Below are 18411 nucleotides of genomic sequence, written 5' to 3'. Positions count from 1 at the left end.
TGTCAATTTTATTATTTTTAATTCGGAATTTTTCTCACTTTATCTAGCCATGTAAACTTCAAAATAATAGAAGTCACCAAAAATACGCCTAAAGAAATAAACGCTTTCGGGTAATCTCTTATTAGAAAATAGATAGGCAATACAATCATACTAGATTGCCAAACAATACCTATTGCACAGTTTAACATATCTGACCAAAATTCAGAATTTTTCTCAATTTTATGATTCTCTTTCTTTAATTCTTTTAATACCGGTTTCCAAAATCCCCAAGGATGTACATTTGTATAGAATGCTTTTAAAACCTTTATATCTGTAGGTTTCGTTAAAAAGGTTCCTAAAAATGAACCAAGTAATGAAAAACCAAATATGACTGGGAATAAGTAAATAGCAGAAACATTAGACAAGTCATATAAAAGTGAGCCTTCTGTAAAATGTGCTTTATTTTGATCTAATAGAAATTGCAAACTGGCAATAATTAAACCAGATAACATTCCCCAAAAGTATCCCCAACCGTTAAATCGCCACCAAATCCATTTTAAAAAATTAGCTGCTACATAACCACCAAATAAAGAACTTGTAATCCATAAAGTTAGTGAGTTAATAGAATCTGCAAAAAAGCCCATAAAAACACCCAATCCTACCACTGCAAAAGAAGCCAAATGACTCGCTTTAATATAGTGATCATCCGTTGCTTCTGGTTTAAAATATTTTTTATAAATATCGTTAACAATATATGCAGGACCTGCGTTTACAAATGCGGAAAAGGTAGACATAAAAGCAGCCAAAAGTCCTGCTAAAAGCAATCCTTTAATACCTACAGGAACGTGAAAATTAATTACTTGTGGTAGTAAAATTTCTAAATCTCCACCTACAAAATTGGGATTAGCTGCCATTTGGGGTGCTAAAACTACCAACGCAATAACTACAACACCTCCAATTAATAAATAGCGCGGAATAAACAATACCAAATTTGTAAAACCACTCATGTAAGCAGCTTCTTTTACTGTTTTTGTTGATAAAATACGTTGCATATCGAAACTTGGTGTTGGACCAGCAATACTTGCGAAGAATCCTTTAAAAAGACTCATACCAATTAAAGCACCAAACATTTTATACCCTTCGGAATCTACCAAATCATTAAATTTTTGATACTTAGAATCCCAATGTGTATCTAACTCCCATCCGAAGAAAACGTTTTTCCACTCTTCTGTAATTACACTTGTAATTTCTATATCACTAAAAGCAATAAAAGTATAGCCTGCAACCAAAACACCTGCAATAACCATTATTCCGTATTGTAACACCTCTGTTGCCACTACAGAAAACATTCCTCCTTTTATTGTATAAATAGTAGTTAGAATAATTATAATGAGTGCATAAGATTGCTCTGAAGTTAAAATTTCTGAAGCACCTATTATAAAAGTCATATCCCAAGGTAAAATAACGGTCATAAACTTACCTACACCTTCAAAAAAGTAGGCAATAAAACCAATGGCAGCCACCACAGCAAACAGTGCTACAATTTTATGAGATGCTCGTCCTGCTTTATCATCACCAAAACGTGTTAAAATCCATTCAGACCCCGTCATAATATTAGAGCGTCTAATCCAAACGGCTAGGAACATCATAATAAAAATCTGATTCCATATGGGCCAAAGCCACATTAACATAAAACTCTTTGTTCCGTATAGAAAAAGCCAACCTACCATTAAGGCTGTTCCAGAAATATCGAACATTCCAGAGCCATTACTTAACCCTAAATAGTACCATTTTATAGATTTACCTCCTAAAAAATAAGAATCTAATCCTTTAGAAGCTCTTTTTGAAATCCAAATTCCAACAGCCAGTGTTAGAATAATGTAAATTGCTATAATTGAAATATCTATTATATTCATTAGAGGGTAATTATTAGTTGATTAGTTATTGTTGGTTACCTGTTACTCCCCAATTTTTATTAGGGTTAGCCCCCATTACAAAATGCAAGCTCCCTCCTTTTAAAATAGCATCGTGTGAAATAGCCGTTTTATTAAAAACTTCACCATTAAAAGTTGCCGATTGAATATAGAAATTTTTGTCAGATACATTTTCTGCTTCAATAGTAAATGTTTTACCATTAGGAAGATTCATCGTTGCTTTTTCAAAAATTGGAGTTCCAATTTCATATTCTCCAGAAGCCGGATTCATAGGGTATATTCCCATAGAACTTAACACATACCAAGCACTCATTTGCCCACAATCTTCATTACCACTCAATCCGTTTGGCGTTGTGTTATATTGCGTGTCCATAATAGTACGTGCCCAAAACTGAGTGCGCCAAGGTTGTGCTGCATGATTAAACATATACGCAATGTGGTGACTCGGTTCATTACCATGTGCATATTGACCGATAAGCCCCGTAATATCTGCAGAAACATTATCGCCAGTAATTTCTGAGCTTTCTGTAAATAATTGCTCTAAACGATTTGTAAAAACTTTATTACCACCATGAATTTCGATTAAATTATCTACTGCATGAGGCACAAACCAACTGTGTTGCCAAGCATTTCCTTCAGTATAATCTGTCTGCTCTCTGTGGTTAGAATGTTTTGGATCGAAAGGTTCGTTCCACGATTTTCCGTCTTCAGATTTCCCGCGCATAAAACCACTTTCTTTGTCAAATAAATGTTGATATGCTTTAGATCGATTTAAGAAAAATTGATAATCTTCTTCCTTTCCTAACATTTTTGCCATTTCTGCAACACACCAATCATCATATGCATATTCTAAAGAAATGGTTACAGACTCATCTATTAGATTATAAGGAATATATCCGTATTTTTTATAATGATTTAAGCCACGTTCGTCTTGCAGCATGGTAATTTTCATTGCCTCGTATGCTTTTTCCGCATCAAAACCACGAATACCTTTTCTATACGCATCTACAATTACAGGTATAGAATGATAGCCTGTCATCGTATTTGTTTCGTTTCCATACAAAGTCCAAACTGGTAATATTTTTTTAGGCTCGTAATATGCCAACATAGAGTTAATCATATCCGATGCTTTATCTGGAGCAATCAAGGTTAATAAAGGGTGTTCTGCCCTAAAAGTATCCCAAAGAGATAAAGTAGAATATGCCGTATAATTTTCTGCAGTTACAATACTATCATTCTCTAATCTAAACTGTCCGTTTTTATCACTAAACGTAACAGGAGCTAGTTGAGCATGATACAATGCGGTATAAAAAATAGTTTTTAAAGACTCTGTTTTTGTTTCTACATTAAAACTAGACAATGCTTTCTCCCAAGAGTTCTCTGCAGATGTTTTTACACCTTCAAAATTAAAATCAGAAGTATCTAAATTGTCTTTTGCATTTTCTATACTCACAGATGAAAGTGCTACTTTTACTTGCAATTCATTTTTATCATCTGTATCAAAAAATAATTGTGTGGATGTTTTTTTGCTTTTTGCTGATTTTTCAGCTGTTAGATTACCATCAGCATACAACTTATGACTGACAATTGGCTTCGAAAATTTAGCGACAAAAAATACTTTTTGATTATTAGCCCAACCTTTACTAAATCTAGTTCCACTTACAGTGAACTCGTCTTCAATATTTAAAGAAGTTTCTAAAGGTCTGTCCCAATTAATAGCAAAGCCTAAATCGATGACAACAGAATTTTTATCTCCTTTTTTAAATGAATATTTATGATTTGCTATTCTTTTAGAGGTTGTTAACTCTACATTAACATTATGGTCTTCTAAAAAAACTTGATAATATCCAGGAGAAGCTTTCTCTTTTTTATGACTGTAAGAAGATTTATAAGAAATGCTATCTCTAGACTGCGGATTTATAGTTAAATCTACTTCTTTATTTACCGGCATAAAAATAATATCAGCCAAATCTCCAATACCTGTTCCGCTTAAACTTAAGTGGCTAAACCCCACCAGAACATCGTCTGAATAATGATAACCAGAACACCAATCCCACTCGCTAATACCGTTTACCGGACTTACCTGCAACATACCAAAAGGCACCGTTGCGCCAGGATACGTATGACCATGTCCACCAGTACCTATAAAAGGATCTACATAGCTTATTAAAGATTTTTCTTGAGTATTATTTATGGTTTCTGAATTCTTAGAGCAGCTTACCATTAAAATAGAACAAAGAATGATTAGGTATTTTTTTTTCATGTGTATGTATTAAACAAAATTATAAAACTCAATATTTACTTTTATCAAAACTAAAATACTTAAAAGAGTTTCTTTTTTATGAATAAATAGTATCATTAATTTATAAATAACCTCAACTAACAATTTTAATTCTAAAATGAAAAAGGCAAAATCTATTTATTCTATAAAAATTCATAAATTTAACCACAATTAAAATAATTTTAGACGGATAGCACAACAACTCTCCTAAACATCAAAAAAAAGATTTTTATTAATGAATTTTAAATCGAATCACCTCTATCAAATCTCTTTTTGGCACCACATTATTTTCTGGTCTATTTATTTTCTTTTCAACACATTTCGTTGGGGTAGCTATTTTAACGACTATTTGTATTCTTTAAAAACAAATTTATTAGGGTTTCCAATTCACATCTCTTTATGTTATTTTAACATCCTTTTTTTGATGCCAAAATTTCTATTCAAACGAAAATATACGTTATACATTTCTCTATTTTTTATTGCAATATTTTTAATGGTGGTCACAAAATTTAATTTAACTTATTTTTTAATAAGTAATGAAGTTTGGCCAGAAGGCCCTGAACCTATTAATTCGCTGTCATTAAATTACGTTTTAGACATGATGATAGGTGAAGTATATGTGATAACTTTTGTTACGGCCATTAAGGTTACTTTCGATTTTTTAGAGAAGCAAAAACTCGTTGCAGATCTTGAAAAAACACAATTAGAAACAGAATTATTGTTTTTAAAAGCGCAAGTATCTCCTCACTTTTTTTTTAATACACTTAACAACATTCATTCACTTGCGTTAGAAAAGTCAGAAAAAACATCCAAAATAATTTTAAGACTTTCCGAGCTCATGCGATACCTGCTTTATGAAACAAAATCTAAACGACAATCTTTAATGAATGAGATACAATGTATTCAGAATTATTTAGATTTAGAGAAAATTAGACATGATGAATTGTTACAAATTAACATGTCTATTTCCGGAGATATTCAAGACAAAGAAATTTCTCCTATTTTACTACTTACTTTTGTAGAGAATGCTTTTAAACATGGGGTTAATAAAAACATAGGTGTTAAAAAAATTGATATCGATTTTACTATAAAAGAAGATTTCCTCTATTTTACCATTACCAACCCACTACCTGCAGTATCAGAAAATAAAAGTTCTTTTGAACATTCCAGTGGTATAGGTTTAGAGAATGTAAAAAAAAGGTTAACTTTAGGCTATAATAAAAACGACTATAAACTAACTATAAATACTAATGATAAGTTTACTGTAGAGCTAAAAATTAAAGTAACTTAATTGTACTTATTTTTTCTATAAAACTTTTTATGAATGTGAAGGTGTATGAAAATAAAATGCTTAATTATTGATGATGAACCTTTAGCGGTTAATGTTGTAAAGAACTACTTAGAACAAATTGAAGATGCAGAATTAATAAACTCTTTTAACAATGCAATTGATGCTTTAAATTTTCTAAAAAACAATAAAGTTGATCTTATATTTCTTGACATTAACATGCCTGTTTTAGACGGACTTAATTTTATTAAAAGTCTAAAAACCCCACCTTTAATTATAATTACTAGTGCATATACGGAATTTGCTATAGATGCCTACGAATTTGATGTTATTGATTATTTAGTAAAACCTTATGAATTTCATAGATTTATGAAAGCCATAAATAAGGTATATAGTAGATTAGACATTAACAACGCTACAAATCCTGTTAAGAATACACGCCAATATCTTTTTATTAAAATTGATAAGAAAAAAATGAAAAAAATTTTCTTAGATGAAATACTGGTTATAGAAAGTCTTAAGGACTACTTAAAAATCAACACTACTAACGGCAAGTTTTTAATTCACAGCACCTTATCTAGATTTACCGATTTATTACCTAAAAATAATTTTATTAGAATACATAGATCCTATACTATTGCTATGAATAAAATTGATGCTGTAGAAGGTAATAGTATTGAAATTGATGGAATGAGGTATGTGATAGGAAGATCTTACATAAATGAAGTAAAGGATATAATCTTAAAATCTTCTATTTAATTTTTTATAACAAGAACATACAATACCAAATAAATTTACAAAATAAATAACAATAAAAAAGGAGAGCTATTAAGCTCTCCTTTTTCTTTACATCTAAAAACCAAGTATTACCTTTTTGGCATCCTTAAATTTTAATTTTGCTGTGCCCACCATAATGGTGTAAATACAGTATCTGGCCCCCCTAACTTACCAACTGCTTGTTGGTATCCTCCAGGAATATTACTAGAGAAATTTGAAGGATACTTTAAACGTTGACCATAAAAATCAATACTATTGGTCATAAAGTTTCCATTTGTTAATTGTGGCATGTCCGTTAAAGGCTTTTCTACTGCTGGATTCTCGAAAAATGGCAATCCAAGTCTTCTGTGATCACTCCAAGTTTCTAAAGGCAACCATGGTGTTTGCGCAATAAACTTTTGAGTAATAATCTTTGTTAAAAGGTCATTCTTTACTGCTCCATTTTTATAGATTGTATTATCTGGATACTGTAAATTCATTGTTCCAGGTAAGTTGGTATATCCATCTAAGTAAGTTACAAGAACAGAAGAAGAAGGCTCTGTGGTATGTGACCAACTAACAGAAGTACCTACTCTACTGTAATCTTGAGAAGTTAAATAGTTAGTTAAATGACTAGCAACACCATTATATGCAAAACTTTGTGCAATTCCCTGCTCATAAGCTACTTGACCAGTCATAGGAACTACCCAACCTCTTACTGCAGCTTCAGCTATTAAAAAGTGAGATTCCCAAGAAGCAAAGAAGATTCTACTATTAGAGTTATTTCTATATTTATTAGCTAAACGAGGTAATGTGCCTGTAAAACCATACACTTTGTTTTTAGACCCTTTGTCTCCCCAATTACCACCTGGGTAAGCGTTCCATGTAAAAGCAGACTCTATTTCTTTAACAATATTATCAGAAGCATCTACAAGGCTTCTTTTAGTAGTACTAGCATTACTGTTCCATGAAGGGTATGAGTTAAATTCTGAATCTGAAAAATCTCCTGGAATTTTAAATAAATCATACGCTCTAGGATCTATCTTATTGTGCAATCCGTCAAAAAAGAAACCTGCTGAAGGATCATTCGTCATAGACGTAAAATGATCATCAAATTTAAGCCCCATATAATTTGCAGGCTTAATATAGCCGTGCTTATCTGCAGATAACAAACTTTGAGAAGTTACCCCACCTAAACCAATCATTAAATTGTTAAGTGTTGCAGAAACCTCATGATCCCACCATTCTCTAGTTATAACACCTGTATAATCACTCCACCCTGCTGTTTCTTTTACAGAAAAATTATCTGCAGCTTCTGTAATAAAATCATTACTAACTGCACTTTCAAATTCTGCTTGTGCTTTTGCAGGATCTACTTCAGACAAACGCATTGCTAAACGCATTCTTAGAGAATTCCCATATTTTTGCCATTTTTTAAAATCATACTCAAAAGCTGGGTCTAATTTCTTTAAAGCATCATTAGGGTTAGAAACTGTAAGATCTAATGCACTTGTAGCCTCACCTAATTCCTGTAACATATAATAATACACATCTTTAACATCACTATATTCTGGATTTACACCTTCAAAACCATTAATAGGAATAGGTCCAAAATTATCAGTCATTTCACTCATAATATATGCACGCCAAATTCTTGCAACCTGTTTAAGGTTTGGTGTATGTTCTCTAAAATTACCTGAAGCTATTTGCTCATCAGCAATTTTAATCCCTGCATTAATATTTCTTAACCATGAAGATACATATCCGTTGTAATAATCACTAGACCAACCATCATTAGCGCTTCCTTCTGACAAAGTACCAACCCTTGTCATTCTTCCTGCATCATTCCAATAAAGAACAAAAATACGTTCTGAAATATGTGGGTTTTGTTGAGCACCACCTATAGCGCTGTTAATAAAATATTCTATTTGTACTTGATCTTCATTTGCTGCAGTTGGATTGATATTTATCTCCTCAAAATCTGAACAAGACATAAATGCAAATAGCATTAGAACAAGTAAGTTTGTATTTTTTAATATTTTTTTCATTACTTATATTTTTTAATTTTTAGAAACTTAATGATAGGTTTAAAAACACGCTACTTGTTGTAGGAGGAGAAAGATATTCAAAACCTGTAGCATTTGTAGACGTAGCAAAAACTGATTCTGGATCTATACCATTCAAGTTATTTTTTATCATCCACACGTTATTTGCAGAAATTCCAATTTTAGCATTTTGAATTCCTGAATCCGTTAACCACTTACTTTTTAAATTATAATTAACATTTACATTTCTTAACCTGATGTTTGTAGCATCAAAAATATTCGCTTCAGTTATACCTAAGTTACCTGTTCTTGCAGTAATAGCTGTCCAATAATCTTGTGGAGAAACTGCAGTATTGTTTGCCGTAAAACCTCCACTACCATCACTAACTACTCCTTCTACGATAAAATCTGCTCTATCTCCATTAACTACTGTTGCCGATGCGTTTCCTGAAGCTTGTAATGCATGGTTAGATCCAGAGAAAATCTCTCCTCCTAAACGTGCATCAATTAAAAAACCAAGAGTTAAGTTTTTATAAGTAAACGTATTAGAAATACCAACCATAGCATCTGGCTGTTGCTCACCTAATTTAAATTTTTCTGATGTTGCAGTTGGCAAACCATTACCATCTACTATAATTTGTCCAAAATTAGCACTCGTTTCATCAGCTACTCTTGCATATTTAGTTCCCCAAATTTCTCCATAAACTCCATTTTCAATAGCTAATACAGATAAGTTATCAAAACCTCCTAGAGCATATTGCGTTACATCTTCTGCTAAGCTTTCAATAGTGTTATCATTTTTAGAGTAGTTTACACCTAAATCCCAATTTAAACCTTCTGGATTGTTAAGAATTCTACCATTTAAAGACAATTCAAAACCTTTATTTTGAACATCACCAGCATTTACTTTTTTAGAGTTATAACCACTTAAAGGATCTAAAGGCAAGTTAATCAACTGGTTTGTTGCATTAGATTGGTAGTATGCAAAATCTAAACTTAAACGGTTATTAAAAAATCTACCTTCAAAACCAATCTCTTTAGATTTAATTAACTCACTTTTTAAATCTGGATTAAACAACACGTTATTAGTACCCGCAGTAGTATTACCATTTGCGTCGTTACCAACCGTATAGAAGTTATACAGTTCATAAGGAGATAAATCATTACCAACGGTTGCGTAAGAAGCTCTAATTTTACCAAAATTCCACCAACTAGGCATGTCTACATCTTGTTTTCTTAACATTTCTGTAAAAACAAAAGAAGCACTCACAGAAGGGTAGAAAAAAGACCTATTTTCTTCACTTAACGTAGAAGACCAATCATTACGACCTGTAAAATCTACAAATAAATATCCATCGTAATTAACCTGGAATGTACCATAAATAGAGTTTGTTTTTCTGTTACTAGAACCTTGATTGATACTTGCTGGATTTACACCATTATTTAATGTAAATAAATTTGGTACAACTAAATCCCCAGAACTTCCACTAATATTATCAGAAGATCGAGACATTAAATTACCACCAAGCGTTGCAGAACCTCCAAATTTGCCAAAGATATTATCTTTGCTTGCAAGTAATAATAAGCTGTAATTTTTCTCGATAAAAGAATCTTTACCAAAACTATATCTACCAGTATTATTTCCTGGGCTACCAGAATATAATTTAGTTTCTGTAGTTGTAGTGTATAAATCTGCTCCTGCTTTTAATTCTGAACTTAACCAATCATTAAATTTATACTTTAATGATCCATTTAATAAGAAACGATCTCTTGCATCTTCACTCAATCTGTTTTTTGCAGACCAGTATGGGTTTTCTGCATTCTCAGAAACAAACCATCTCATGTTACCAAATTGATCTGAACTTTCTTCAAATTGTGTAATATCTACAGAGACTGGTAATTGTGCTAACGTAGCAAAAGCATTGTTATTATTACTACCATTTAAAGGTCTGTTACCTGCTTGCGTATTAATATACTGCACCTTTACATCAGAAGTCCATTTATTATCTTCACCAAAATGAGAAACCGCTCTAGTAGTTAAGTTTAACCTTTCTAATGTAGATCCTGGAATATTACTTTCATTTTCTAAATAATTTACAGAAGTATATAATGATGTTGCATCTGTAACTTGTTGTTGAAATGATACACTATAATTTTGATTAAATCCTCCATTATAAAAATTATCGATATTATCATACGCTCTTAAAGTAGTTTGATCACCTTTAAAATCTGTTACTGTTTGACCTATAATTTGAGGTCCCCAACTTGCACGAGAATCATTTACATACACACCTTCATTTCCTTGTCCAAATGACTGTTGAATTTCTGGTGTTATAAATAATCTTTCAAAACCAGTAGTTACAGAAACTGTAATACCAAGACCTTTTCTAGATTTACCCGTTTTAGTAGTTATTAAAATTACACCGTTTCCTGCACGAGAACCATACAAAGCAGCAGCAGAAGCACCTTTTAAAACCGTCATTGTTTCAATATCATCTGCATTTAAATCTCCTAAACCATTCCCTAAATCTTGAGAAGGATTAAAGAAATCTGTATTCTCTGCTCCTGTAAAGTTATCCATAGGAATTCCATCGACAACAATTAAAGGTTGGTTATCTCCAGATAATGAACTATTTCCTCTCAATACTATTTTTGATGAACTAGCAGGACCATTACTCCCTTTTATAATCTGTACACCTGCAACCTTACCTACCAAAGCATTAGCAACGTTAGACTCTCTTGCTTCTGTTAAACTCTCTCCTTTTACTTCTTGAACCGCATATCCTAAAGATTTACGTTCTCTTTTAATACCAAGAGCTGTTACTACTATTTCGTCTAATTGGCTAACATCTGGCACCAATGTAACATTAATAACTTTCTGCCCATTAACTTCAATTTCTTGCAAAGCAAACCCCATGTAAGAAAACTGTAGAATAGCATTTGATCCTGCTATATTAATGCTGTAATTACCATCAAAATCAGTTGTAGTACCAGCGGTAGAGCCTTTAATAACTACACTAACTCCTGGCAGCGCTAAATTGCTTCCTGCTTCTACAACACTCCCTTTTACAGTTGTTTGTGCCTGCATACCGTATGTGCATAGAATGCCCAACACAAACAGTAATTTAAGTACCTTTTTTGTCATAATTTTTTGAATTTAGTTTTATTTAAAGTTAAATTAAGTTTAAATTAACAAAATAAAACACAATCAATTAATTATTTTCGACTAACAACTAAACATAAGTGGTGTTGGTTAAAATTATTGAATAATAAAAATATGTAACTTTTCCATAGAACAAGCGCTAAGATTATGTTAAATAATTGTAATTTACTCTAAAACCGAAGTAAAACCAACCGCACCAACTCCAGTAACTTTATCTACAAGCCATGGACCGCTATAAGGTTTTGATGTTAAAAAGTAATTATCTCCTAAAACATACGTTAAGCGATCTCCTTTTGATAAGGACTGTTCTGAAAATGCTAACCTTACCTTTTTTGAGTTTTCTGCGAAGATTTCTATTTTTGAGATAGAAGATATTTTATGACTATTTAAAGCAAACAAATGATCTTTCACAGCGTACAAAACGCCATCAACTAATAAATTTGGTTGAATAGCAATCGGTTTATCAAACGCTATAATTAAAGACTTAGATGACTCTAGCTGAACTTTAATTAATTGAGGAGCCTGATAATCTACTTCTCCTCCATAGAAATCATATTTAGCTAAATTAGAAATCCAATTTGCTAAGACTTCATAACCATGCGCATGATAATGACAGCCATCTGATAAAAAATAACTTCCGTCCTCAGTCTTGGGATTTTCTAAAAAACCGTGGCGTGTTAGAATCCGTATTTTTTCATGTTCCTTTGCAAACTGTCTTTGAGCCTCTCTAACATTTTGATGTCCTATATTAGAATTACACCCTGGAGGAGTTTGAATGATATAAAATTTTTCAAAGGAAAAATCAGTTTTTAAATCGTTGTAAAACCTTTTAAGCGCTTTTTTATAATGCACTATACTATCTGTAGCATTGTTTTCACCTTGATTCCAAATAAAGGCTTTTATACTCCCTTTTACCCCAGAGGCTTCTAACCTCTTTTGTAAACGTCCATAGGGTTTATTCAAATCATAATCTATTGTTTTTTGATAGTAAGAAATTGCTCCTCCACCTCCGCTTCCATTAATAATAGCAATAGGCACATTTTCTGATTTCACCAAATTCAAGCCAATATTCATTCCCAAAACACCAACCATACCTCTACCTACAAGTTCTTTCCCACTGCGAATATCTGGTGCTTTTCCACTAGCCAAGTACCAATCTGTATTTTCTGCTTCTGGCAAAATAGCAGGGTGGTTGTAAACGTGCATTGCTCCAATAGTACGCACCCACTGAGCGTTTTCTGGTAAATGGTTATTATTATAATCATAATCTATAGCCCAAGCATTCGATTGCCCGTTTATAACATAAACATCTCCAGCTGTAACGTGAGTCGCTTTTTTAATAAACACTTCTTCCCCATTCTTTGCTTTTACAAAAAGAGCTATCGTATAATTATGCTTAATTGCATCAATTTCTATCGGAACAGAAAACTCTGTTTTTACTGCAATAGCTGTTCTTGTAACAGTACTCTGTGCTCTGTGCACCTTCACTATTAAACTATCTATAGAACTGTCTACTTTACCAGAAATATTAATGTTTGCTTTATTATTAAAATTTCTGGCGTAAAGTTGATAATTTTTAGGGAAAGAACTCAGAGAAACTTTAGAAGTCATATTAAAAGCGGTTCTAAACTTTAATTCTTTAACCTCACTTACACCCTCATTTTTAACAGTTACAGGTACACAGGTAAACATCCATTTCCATGAATTTCTATCTTGTGGTATTTTTAAAAGTACAGTATTCCACCCTTTTTTCAGATTGATTTTGGTTGGTGCTCTATAAAAATAATCTTCATCTATAAACGCAATCTCATCTGTTTTAGTCCCCAAATTGGGTTGCTGCCAAATAGGTGGTGCAATTTCATTATTGTTTACCCAAATTTTAGGATTTGTAGTGTGCCACTGCCCTTGATCTGGAAAAGGACCAACTCTACGTCCGCCAGAGCGCGACCAACCCTGAAAACCAATCCAAAAATCTTGTGTTCTGTTGTTTGGTGAATAAATTTGAGTACGCGCATAAAAAGTTCCGGTTTTCTGACTTGTTAAAGCTGGGAAATTAAAAAAATGTTTTAAATGAACCGTAGCGCCAACCACGGGTTCCGACCAATTAAATGTTTTTCCATTACTTTTATAAGATTGCTTTAAAGTATCTTCAACCTCAAACGCTGTTAAAACATCTCCTTTATGATCAAAAGGACCAATTATGTTCCATAAAACATCTGTTTGTTTTAGATACGGAAACTCCTTTCCCTTAAAAAACAAATCTCTGTGAGCTATCACTTTTTCTTCAAATTTTTGAAATGCTTTAAAAGCGTGTGTTTCTTTTGATGGTAATTTTGCCCAATATTCCAAATGATCTTTTTCCCTTCCTTTCCAAATCGCATCAGCATAAAATAAGATAGAAGGATAAATAGGGTTTTGCTTTAAAATATCTCTTTCATTATTTACATTATTGTCTGGCCATGCACATAAAACACCTCCTAAAGCAAATTCATCTCCTTTTGGCTGCCTGCAAGGTTGTTGAAAATACAATCTAGACATGCCTGCAAAAGGATCTAAATGATTAATATAATTAGCTCTCGAATCTATAAAACGATGTCCTGCTCTTGGTTCGTGCTGTGCCCATAATTGATTTATAGAGGTTGTATCTTCTTTTATTTCGATTCCCTCTTTCCAAACAATTAGCTCTCTATTGTTTGCTTTAATTCGTTTCATAATTTCTAACACAAAATCTTTAGAAACATACTCTTCACTGTTCCTTACTTCATCTGTGCCAATATGGATATAAGGCATTTCTTCTGGCCCCGCCAACGAACAAAGTTCATTAAACAATGCCAGTAAAGCAGGCAGTGCCCTTTCATCTTTCATCGATTTAAAACCTAACGCAGTTCTAAAAGCTCTAGAATGTCCAGGAATATCAAATTCTGGAATTACTGTGATGTTTCTATCCTTGCAAAATGCCAAGATCTCTTTAAAGTCTTCTTGTGTATAAAACTTCCCTTTGCCACGAGAGGTTGCGGCTTCAGATTGTAATTCTGGGTAAATTTTGCTCTCTAAACGCCAACCAGGATCATCTGTTAAATGCCAATGAAACACGTTGTATTTGTATTGAGAAAGCACTTCAATCTGTTCTTTTAATTGAGATACAGACTGAAAATTTCTTCCTGTATCATGCATAAAACCTCTAATTTTAAATGCTGGCCAATCTGTAATTTCAAGCTTTGGAAAACTTCCTTTTTTACCGTACTTTCTAAAAATTTGTTTTAAAGTTTGCATCGCATAATAAGCGCCTTTTTCTGTAGATGCCCAAATTTTAATTTTAGAATCTATGACTAACCGATACGCCTCATCACTATTGTCAACAGGAATTTCTGCTTTTATAATTTGAATACTTAAACCTTTTGATGACACTTTAATTCCTTTAGCATAAAAGAATGCTTCTAATTTATTCGATACATTTCTAAAATTAGACTTCGCAATATTGATGGTTTTAAACGCTACCTCTCCATCTCCATAATTAATTTCTTGAGGTGTAGGAATTACTGGATACTTTTTTTGAAGATTATCTCTCAACAAATTAGAAGAATACACATTAAAAGATAGTAGTAAAAGAGCAATTAAAAAGAAACTTGATTTAAAAAAATGATTCATATTCAAAGAGTTTTATTATTTCATCAACCTAAATACTACAACATCTCTACTAGGAATTTCAATTGTAAAATTAGCATCGGTAGTCCCAATTACTTTATTTTTCCAAAGATCTTTTACTTTATATGTTCCAGAAAAATCCTTTATTTTAATTTTAGACCAATCTACTTGATATTTTTTTCCTTTCGTTTCCCTATTGAATAAACAAATTGCCATATCACCATTTGATAATGGTTTTTGCCAAATTTCAAAATTCCCCATGTCTTCAATCTTAAAACCTTGTTTTCCTAAAACATCTTGATTTATAGCAATTAGCTCTTTATTTGTTAAAATATTTTGATCGTTTACAGACATATTTCTTAAATCGTTGCCAGCCATAAGTGGAGCTGCCAACATACTCCACATGGTAAAGTGTGCTCTAGCCTCATTTTCTGGCATATCATTATTTCCAACTGCTAACATATCTGGGTCGTTCCAATGCCCTGGGCCAGCATATTTTTCTAAGCCAACTTGCATATCTAAAATAGTTGTCCAACCAAGATGATTGTCCCAAATATCGCCATCAAACCTACCTTTCATATCTATATCTAGAGTTGTTCTCCATAAATGACCTACGTCTTCTGCCCATTCCCAAGGCTTATTTTCACCCCATTCACACATACTAAAAACAATAGGTCTACCAGCTTTATACAAGGCGTCACGCATTTTTTTGTACGATATTTTAGCATCTTGTCCTTCTGTAAAACACCAATCGTATTTTAAATAATCTACACCCCATTTAGCATACATTTCTGCATCTTGTGTGTCAAACCCTTTACTTCCCGGACGACCAGCACAAGTTTTTGTACCAGCATCAGAATAAATTCCAAATTTTAGACCTTTTGAATGTATATAATTGGCTAGACTTTTAATTCCAGAAGGAAACTTCTCTTTATCTACTATAATATATCCATTTTTATCACGGCCTATTTGCCAGCAATCATCAATAACAATATATTCATAACCGGCATCTTTTAATCCTTTTTCTACCATGGCATCTGCCATTTCCTTAATCACGTTTTCATTTACAAATTCACATTGAAAACTGTTCCAACTATTCCATCCCATTGGTGGAGTTTGTGCTAAGTTTTCAAATTTCTGAGCAATAATTTCGTTTGTTAAAAATAGGATTAGCATTAATAAAAGCGCTTTTGTTTTCATGTATTTACTTTTTAAATTATTCAATAATATTAGAAAATGTTGAAGCAGGTAAACCTTGCTTGTTAACTAAATTCCCACTAGAAAAAGATGTATAGCCATATTTTACATATCTAGGGTTTTTAATTTCTGATGACCAAACCTGCAGAGTATTTTTAACAATCTTAGCTTTTGCAGGAACAAATTTTTTATCGGAATTAGCTATAAAAATATCTTTTACAGATAGATTATCTATCGTTTTTAATCCTTCGTTATATTTAAAATAAACTTCTAAGATGTTACCTTTTACATTTACAAAGTCTAAAAGTGGTCCAGAAAAAGTGGTATTAAAATTATAACTCTTATGAAGTGCAATATTTGACAACCGCTCTCCAACAATCCATTTTTTCTTAGGATGGACATCCTTTTTGTTTCCTACATCCATAGAAACTGCCATACCTGTATTTGGAATTTCTAATAAAGATCTTTGTGAATCTCTAAATGGTCCCCAATTTGGTCTATCAATACTGCTTAACTGAACATAATAGAAAGGCAATTCTTTATTATTAAAATGAGTACGCCAATCGGTTACTAACATTTTAAACAATTTAGAATGCAGCTCTAATTGTTCTGTATTAGATTCTCCCTGATACCAAATAACACCATTAATGGCATACTCTTTAATTGGTAAAATTCCTGAATCAAATAAAAATGTAGGTTGGTATGGATGTCTTGCTTTTATTTTATTTTTGGCTACATCTTCCATATTCAATACAATTCTTTCTGCAACCCATTTATCTACCATAGGGTTTAAATGTGTGTCATTTAGTAAATTGATGGTTTTATGTTTTTGCTCCATAGATTCTCTACTAATCCAACTCTGAATAGGAGAACCACCAACAGCATTATAAATGATACCAATAGGTACGTTTAATTTTTCTTGAAGTTTATACGCGAAGGCATAAGCAACTGCAGAAAAGTTTTTTAGATTATTTTCTGTTGAAGTTGTCCAACCAGTATTTTTAAAATACTCTTTGGTATTGCAATTTAGAAGGTCTTGTTCGTTAAATTTTTGTCCAGACAATGCTTTCCCATCCATAGAGAATAAGAAAACGTTTTTATTTAAAGAATCTTTTAAAACAGTGGAAGCACTTTCCATATCTCTGACTTTAAAATCCATATTAGACTGCCCAGAAGCTAACCAAACTTCACCAACATAGACTTTATTGATCTCAATAGTTTTATTTGCTGTATGGAATTTTAAGGCATAAGGCCCTCCTGCTTCCATGGGATAAAAGCTAATGTTCCAACGCCCATTAAAATCGGCTTTTGCAACTTTTATTTCGTTTTTAAATTGAACTGTAATGGTTTCATTCACATTAGCGATTCCATTAAATTTTATAGGCTTGTTTCTTTGAAGCACCATATTTTCTGCATAGAGAATTGGTAATTGTAAACCACCATAATCTCCTTTTATAGCACCATAAACTTTTTTAGAAATTATTTTAGCACCTTCTTTTGTAGGATGTAAATTATCTGGAAATAACTCCGGATAGCGATACAAAGGTTCATGTAAATCTATCACTTCAACAGAAGCTTTTGCTGCTATTTCTTCAATTTTAGATTGTATTTCTTTAAAATTTTCACGCATACCTTCTTCAAACCAATGATGTCCAGAAAAAGTAGGAGTCATTTTGCAGATTATAACTTTTGGTTTTGAAGGCAAATTTTTATAAACAGCAATCATATCTAAATAATCACTTTCAAACTCGTCTTTATGTTTTGGCCAATTGTTATTGCCTTGGTCATTTAGTCCTAAGTGAATAATGACAATATTTGGCGTAAATTCTTGTGATTTTTTAAATTCTGATTTTTCCCAATACGGCTTGTGCCCCTTTTTTAGCATGGTAGCACCGGGATACCCAAAATTTTCTACCCTATAACTTGAACCTAATAATTGTTGCAATTGTTCTGGATACGAGTTGTCTTCTCTGTTTTCAATTCCTGAGCCATATGTGACGCTGTCTCCAATACATGCTACTTTTATTATTTGGCTATTGCATATAAATGCAAAAAACAACAAAAACAGCGTTAGTAAATAGTCATTTTTTGCATTCATTTTTTTATTTTTAATAAAATATTAA

9 protein-coding genes are annotated in these 18411 nt (G+C 32.2%); 2 read left to right on the top strand and 7 right to left on the bottom strand.

Annotation, left to right across the window (positions count from 1 at the left end; translation table 11 throughout):
• Positions 1-17: 17 nt before the first annotated feature.
• Both GQS57_RS17290 and GQS57_RS17285 read right to left on the bottom strand, forming a co-directional pair.
• A complete protein-coding gene (locus GQS57_RS17290; protein WP_165734220.1) occupies positions 18-1895 on the bottom strand; it encodes a sodium:solute symporter family protein in 1878 nt (625 codons plus the stop codon).
• Positions 1896-1920: 25 nt separating this feature from the next.
• Positions 1921-4176: a GH92 family glycosyl hydrolase gene (locus GQS57_RS17285; protein WP_165734218.1), complete on the bottom strand. Its 2256-nt coding sequence runs from the start codon at positions 4174-4176 to the stop codon at positions 1921-1923.
• Positions 4177-4687: 511 nt separating this feature from the next.
• Here GQS57_RS17285 and GQS57_RS17280 point away from each other — a divergent pair.
• Both GQS57_RS17280 and GQS57_RS17275 read left to right on the top strand, forming a co-directional pair.
• Positions 4688-5485 carry a sensor histidine kinase gene (locus GQS57_RS17280; RefSeq protein WP_306772170.1) on the top strand — a complete coding sequence of 266 codons (798 nt, stop codon included), beginning with the start codon at positions 4688-4690 and terminating at the stop codon, positions 5483-5485.
• Between the two features lie 45 nt (positions 5486-5530).
• On the top strand, positions 5531-6241 hold the full coding sequence (locus GQS57_RS17275) for a LytTR family DNA-binding domain-containing protein (RefSeq protein WP_165734215.1): 711 nt from the start codon (positions 5531-5533) through the stop codon (positions 6239-6241).
• Positions 6242-6372: 131 nt separating this feature from the next.
• Here the strand turns inward: GQS57_RS17275 and GQS57_RS17270 are convergent, their stop codons facing one another.
• The 5 genes from GQS57_RS17270 to GQS57_RS17250 all read right to left on the bottom strand — a co-directional run bounded on the left by GQS57_RS17270 (position 6373) and on the right by GQS57_RS17250 (position 18386).
• Complete coding sequence (locus tag GQS57_RS17270; RefSeq protein ID WP_165734213.1) at positions 6373-8286, bottom strand: SusD/RagB family nutrient-binding outer membrane lipoprotein; 1914 nt, start codon at positions 8284-8286, stop codon at positions 6373-6375.
• Between the two features lie 19 nt (positions 8287-8305).
• Positions 8306-11428, bottom strand: coding sequence for a SusC/RagA family TonB-linked outer membrane protein (locus tag GQS57_RS17265; protein ID WP_165734211.1), 3123 nt, complete (start codon positions 11426-11428; stop codon positions 8306-8308).
• Positions 11429-11611: 183 nt separating this feature from the next.
• A complete protein-coding gene (locus tag GQS57_RS17260; RefSeq protein WP_165734203.1) occupies positions 11612-15094 on the bottom strand; it encodes a family 20 glycosylhydrolase in 3483 nt (1160 codons plus the stop codon).
• 15 nt (positions 15095-15109) lie between these two features.
• A complete protein-coding gene (locus GQS57_RS17255) occupies positions 15110-16291 on the bottom strand; it encodes a glycoside hydrolase family 27 protein (RefSeq protein WP_165734201.1) in 1182 nt (393 codons plus the stop codon).
• 16 nt (positions 16292-16307) lie between these two features.
• Positions 16308-18386 (bottom strand): GDSL-type esterase/lipase family protein, encoded by a 2079-nt coding sequence (locus GQS57_RS17250; protein WP_165734200.1) that lies wholly within the window; start codon positions 18384-18386, stop codon positions 16308-16310.
• Between the last annotated feature and the right edge of the window lie 25 nt (positions 18387-18411).

Origin of the sequence: Polaribacter sp. 20A6 (assembly GCF_011378915.1) — a bacterium.
Classification (GTDB): Bacteria; Bacteroidota; Bacteroidia; order Flavobacteriales; family Flavobacteriaceae; genus Polaribacter; species Polaribacter sejongensis.
The sequence above is the reverse complement of the archived record's forward strand: the minus strand, read 5'-3'. Positions and strand labels throughout refer to the sequence as shown.

Excerpts from the sequence above, each read along its gene's own strand:
- GQS57_RS17290 (WP_165734220.1), bottom strand. The coding sequence starts at position 1,895 with ATGAATATAATAGATATTTCAATTATAGCAATTTACATTATTCTAACA.
- GQS57_RS17285 (WP_165734218.1), bottom strand. The coding sequence starts at position 4,176 with ATGAAAAAAAAATACCTAATCATTCTTTGTTCTATTTTAATGGTAAGC.
- GQS57_RS17280 (WP_306772170.1), top strand. The coding sequence starts at position 4,688 with ATGGTGGTCACAAAATTTAATTTAACTTATTTTTTAATAAGTAATGAA.
- GQS57_RS17275 (WP_165734215.1), top strand. The coding sequence starts at position 5,531 with ATGAAAATAAAATGCTTAATTATTGATGATGAACCTTTAGCGGTTAAT.
- GQS57_RS17270 (WP_165734213.1), bottom strand. The coding sequence starts at position 8,286 with ATGAAAAAAATATTAAAAAATACAAACTTACTTGTTCTAATGCTATTT.
- GQS57_RS17265 (WP_165734211.1), bottom strand. The coding sequence starts at position 11,428 with ATGACAAAAAAGGTACTTAAATTACTGTTTGTGTTGGGCATTCTATGC.
- GQS57_RS17260 (WP_165734203.1), bottom strand. The coding sequence starts at position 15,094 with ATGAATCATTTTTTTAAATCAAGTTTCTTTTTAATTGCTCTTTTACTA.
- GQS57_RS17255 (WP_165734201.1), bottom strand. The coding sequence starts at position 16,291 with ATGAAAACAAAAGCGCTTTTATTAATGCTAATCCTATTTTTAACAAAC.
- GQS57_RS17250 (WP_165734200.1), bottom strand. The coding sequence starts at position 18,386 with ATGAATGCAAAAAATGACTATTTACTAACGCTGTTTTTGTTGTTTTTT.